Below are 5408 nucleotides of genomic sequence, written 5' to 3'. Positions count from 1 at the left end.
CCCGCGGCCTCACCACCCATCAGGCCGACCCTGTCCTGGAACCACCCCAGCGCGTTCAACCCGTCCAGCAGGTCACGGAAGTTCACCCCCGCCGCCCGCACCCCCAGCCGAACCTGACCGGCCTCCAACGGCTCGCCCGCCTGCGGGAACGGCAACAACTCCAACGCGTCCAGGCTGCCCTTGGCCCGGCTGCCCAACCGCCACGGCGTACCCGACGGAGGCAACAGACCCGCACCCGAGGTCAGCGACGCCAACCTCGGCACCCGCACCCCACCCCCGCGCACCGCCACCTGCGGCTCACCGGAAGCCAGCACCCCGGCCAACGAGGCGAGAGGCACCTCCGTGTCGACGTCGACCAGCACGAACCGGCCCGGGTTCTCCGACTGCGCGGAGCGCACCAACCCCCACACTCCCGCGGCCGCCAGATCGGCGACCGCCTCACCCTCACCCGCGGCCACCGCACCCCGCGTCACCACCACCAACCGCGAGTCGGCGAACCGCTCATCGGCCAGCCACCGTCGCAGCAGATCCAGCACCCCGGCCGTCACCGCGTGCGCCGACTCCACCACGCCGGTGTTCTCGGAGGAGTCAACGGTGAACGTCACCACGTCCGGCACCGGATCCAGCGAAGCGAGGTCTCCGGTCGTCTCGGCCACGCTCACCCCGGTGGCCGATTCCGACGTCTCAGGCAGTGTGCTCCACTCCACCCGGAACAGCCCGTCCCGCTCCACGCCACGACCGCCGTCGACGGCGAGCTGGTCGGACGTGACCGGACGCAGCACCAGCGACCGCGCCGACAGCACCGGTTCCCCGGCGGCGTCCACGGCCGCCAGCGACACGGAATCGTCGCCTGTCCTGGCCAGCCGCACCCGCAGCATCGACGCGCCGGCCGCGCGCAGGCTCACCTCACCCCAGGAGAACGGCATCCGGCCGCCCTTGACCGGCTCCAGCCCGACGAACGGCACCGCGTGCAGCGCCGCGTCCAGCAGCGCCGGATGCATCCCGAACGAACCGGCGTCACCGACCTGCTCGGGCAGCGCGACCTCGGCGAACACCTCTCCGTCCGCGCCGTGCCAGGCGGCGCGGAGATTCCGGAAGACCGGGCCGTACGCGAACCCTCCGGCGGCCAGGTTCTCGTACAACTCGTCCAACTCGACGGCGGTCGCGCCCTGCGGAGGCCACACCCCCGCGTCGAACGGCGCGGCCTCGGAAATCCCGATCGCGAGCGTGCCGGTGGCATGCCGCACCCACGGCACATCGTCGGCCGCCTCGGCCGACCGGGCGTAGACGTTCACGCTCCGGTGGCCCGACTCCTGAGCCGCGCCCACCCACACCTGCACCGCGACGGCGTCGCTCTCGCCCAGCACCAGCGGCGCCGTCAGGGTGAGCTCCTCCACCAGGTCACACCCGACCTGGTCACCGGCACGCACCGCCAGCTCAAGGAAACCGGTCCCCGGGAAGATCACCGTTCCCGCCACCGCGTGATCGGCGAGCCACGGATGCGACGAGAGCGACAACCGCCCGGTCAGCAGCACACCGTCGGAGTCGGCGAGGCCCACGGCGGCGCCCAGCAGCGGGTGCCCGGCCGTCGCCAACCCGGCCGCGGCCACGTTGCCCACGCCGGCCCTCACCCTCCTGGGCCAGAACCGCTGGTGCTGGAAGGCGTACGTCGGCAGGTCGACCCGGCGAGCGCCGGGAAGGACGGCCTTCCAGTCGATCTCCACCCCGTGCACGTGCAGTTCGGCGAGCGCCGTCATGGACGTGACCTGCTCGTCGCGGTCCCTGCGCAGCATCGGCACGAGCACGGCGTCCGACTCGTGCGCCTCCGCGTCGGTGGCGAGGGTGTCGGCGGCCATCGCGGTGAGCACCCCGTCGGGGCCCAGCTCCAGGTAGGCGCGCACGCCCTGGCCGTGCAGGGTACGCACGCCGTCGGCGAAACGAACCGCGCCGCGGACCTGTTCCACCCAGTACTCCGGCGAGCACAACTGCTCGGCCGTGGCCGCCCGCCCGGTCAACGTGGACACGATCGGGATCTCCGGCGCACCGTAGGTCAGCCTCCCGGCCACCGCCCGGAAGTCCTCCAGCATCGGGTCCATCAGCGGCGAGTGGAAGGCGTGCGACACCCGCAACCGCTTCGTCCGCACCCCCCGCTCCTCCAGGGCGGCGGCCACCTCAAGCACCGCCTCCTCGACCCCGGAGATCACCACCGACGCGGGGCCGTTCACCGCCGCGACCGACACCTCACCCTCGCGTCCGGCGAGCAGCTCGGCGACCTGCTCCTCGGCGACCTGGACCGCCACCATCGCCCCACCCTCGGGCAGCGCCTGCATCAACCGCGCCCGCGCCGCCACCAGCGCACACGCGTCCTGCAACGACAGCACACCGGCCACATGCGCCGCCACGATCTCCCCGACCGAGTGCCCGGCCAGCACGTTCGGCCGCACCTCCCACGACTCCACCAGCCGGAACAGCGCCGTCTCCACCGCGAACAGCGCCGGCTGCGCCCACCCGGTCCGATCCAGCGCCTCCGCCGCCGCCGATCCCGGCTCGGCGAACAGCACCTCACGCAACGACCCGTCCAGCAGCGGGTCCAGCTCGGCGATCACCGCGTCCAGCGCCTCGGCGAACACCGGGAAACGCTCGTACAGCTCCCTGCCCATCCCGGCCCGCTGACTGCCCTGACCGGTGAACAACACCGCCAGCTTCAGCTCGCCCGCGGCCACCCCGCGCACCACACCCGCACCCGGCAGGTCCCCGGCAACGGCCCGCAGCCCGGCCAGCGCGTCGGCCCGGTCCCCGGCGACCACCACCGCCCGGTGCTCGAACGCCGACCGCGTCGTGGCCAGTGAGAACGCCACATCGCCGAGGCTCAGATCGGGCTCGCCGTCCACGTACGAGACCATGCGTCCGGCCTGCGCGCGCAACGCCTGATCGGTGCGGGCCGACACCACCCACGGCACCACACCCGCGGCCGGAGCCCCGCCCTCTCCTTCCGGCGCTTCCGGTGCCTCCGGCCCCTGCTCCAGGATCATGTGCGCGTTGGTGCCGCTGATCCCGAACGACGACACCCCCGCCCGCCACGGGCGGTCCGTCCGAGGCCAGGGCGTGGTCTCGGTCAGCAGTTCCACCGCACCCAGAGACCAGTCCACATGCGAGGAGGGCTCGTCCACGTGCAGCGTCCGAGGCAGCACGCCGTGCCGCAGAGCCATCACCATCTTGATCACACCCGCGACACCGGCGGCGGCCTGGGTGTGACCGATGTTCGACTTCACCGACCCCAGCAGCAGCGGCCGATCCTCCGGCCGGTCCTGACCATAGGTGGCCAGCAGCGCCTGCGCCTCGATCGGGTCACCCAGCGTCGTGCCCGTACCGTGCCCTTCGACCGCGTCGACCTCGGCGGGCGACAGCCCGGAGGCGGCGAGCGCCTGGCGGATCACCCGCTGCTGGGAGGGGCCGTTCGGCGCGGTCAGGCCGTTGGAGGCGCCGTCCTGGTTCACCGCAGAGCCGCGTACCACCGCGAGCACCTGGTGGCCGTTGCGGCGTGCGTCCGACAGCCGCTCCAGCACGACCATGCCCGCGCCCTCGGCCCAGCTCACCCCGTCGGCCGCGTCCGAATAGGACTTGCAGCGCCCGTCGCCGGCCAGCCCGCCCTGCGCGCTGAAGTCGATGAACGCACCCGGCGACGCCATCACCGTCACACCACCGGCCACCGCGAGCGAGCACTCACCCGAGCGCAGCGCCTGCGTCGCCAGGTGGATCGCCACCAGGGAGGAGGAACAGGCGGTGTCCACGGTCACCGCCGGACCCTCCAGGCCCAGCGTGTACGAGATCCGGCCGGACAGCACGCTTCCCGCGGTGCCGGTGCCCATGAAGCTCATCACGTCCGGGGGGAACTCAAGGCGCCCCGACCGGTAGTCGTGGTACATCATCCCGGCGAACACGCCGGTACGGCTGCCATGCAGCGAGACCGGGTCGATTCCGGCCCGCTCGATCGCCTCCCACGACACCTCAAGAAGCTGTCGCTGCTGCGGGTCCATCGCGAGCGCCTCACGCGGCGAGATCCCGAAGAACCCGGGATCGAACTCCCCGGCCTCGTGCAGGAACCCACCCTCACGCACGTAGCTGGTCCCGCGGTTCTCCCGATCCGGGTTGTACAGCCCGTCGAGGTCCCAGTCGCGGGTCGTCGGGAACCCGCTGATCCCGTCCCCGCCCTCGGCCACCAGCCGCCACAGATCCTCGGCGGAGTTCACCCCGCCCGGGAAGCGGCAGGCCATGCTCACGATCACGATCGGGTCGTCGTCCACCGGCGGTAGCACCGGCGGCGCCGTTTCCTGAACCTCCGCCTGCGCGCCCATGAGCTCGTCGAGCAGGTGTCTGGCCAGCACGGTCGGCGTCGGATAGTCGAACACCAGCGTGGCCGACAGGCGCAGACCCGTCGCCGCGTTCAGCCGGTTACGCAGTTCGATCACGGTGAGGCTGTCGAAGCCCAGCTCGCGGAACTCACGCCGCACCTCCACCGTGTCCGGTGTGGTGTGCCCCAACACCAGCGCCACCTCGGTCCGCACCACGTCCAGCAGGACCTCGATGCGTTCCGCGGTCCCCAGCGAGGCCAGCCTCTGCGGCAGTTTGCTCCGCACCTGCGGGGCGGCGGCCGTCGAGCGGCGTGCGGCGGGAAGCAGCCCGCTCAGCATCGGCGGCAGCTCCGTGTGCGCCCGCAGCGCCGGCATGTTCAGGCGGACAGGGGCCACCGCCGGCGCACCGGACCCGATGGCCGCGTCGAACAGCGCCATGCCCTGCGGGGGTGAGATGGGCAGCAGGCCGCTCATGCCCCACCGCTGCACGTCCGCCTGCGACATCCGGCTCGTCATCCCGACGTCCTGCGACCACGGGCCCCAGGCGAGCGACACCGCCGGCAGTCCCGCGGCTCTCCGGTGCTGGACCAGCGCGTCCAGGAACGCGTTGCCCGCCGCGTAGTTGCCCTGCCCCGCCCCGCCGAACGTTCCCGCCACCGACGAGAACACCACGAACTCCACCAGGTCCATGTCGCGGGTGAGTTCGTGCAGGTGCCAGGCGGCGTCGACCTTCGGCCGCAGCACCCCGGCCAGCCGCTCCGGCGTCAGCGAGGCGATCGTGCCGTCGTCCAGCACACCCGCGGTGTGGATCACCGCCGTCAGCGGGTGCTCCTCCGGAACCCCGGCCAGCACCTCGGCCACCTGATCCCGGTCGGCCACGTCACACGCCGCGACGGTGACCTCGACCCCGTGCGCGATCAGCTCGGCCTGCAACTCCACCGCGCCCGGAGCCTCCAGACCCCGGCGGCTGGCCAGCAGCAGGTGCCGTACGTCGTGCTCGGCCACCAGGTGCCGGGCCAGCTCCGCGCCCAGACCGCCCGTGCCGCCGGTGATCAA

1 protein-coding gene is annotated in these 5408 nt (G+C 72.7%); it reads right to left on the bottom strand.

What is annotated here, in order from left to right; translation table 11 throughout:
• Window positions 1–5408 (bottom strand): type I polyketide synthase (locus ABT352_RS40590; RefSeq protein ID WP_350950421.1); only part of this gene is annotated, 5408 nt, incomplete at both ends.

This window comes from Streptosporangium sp. NPDC000563, from assembly GCF_040299985.1.
Lineage (GTDB): Bacteria > Actinomycetota > Actinomycetes > Streptosporangiales > Streptosporangiaceae > Streptosporangium.
The sequence above is the reverse complement of the archived record's forward strand: the minus strand, read 5'-3'. Positions and strand labels throughout refer to the sequence as shown.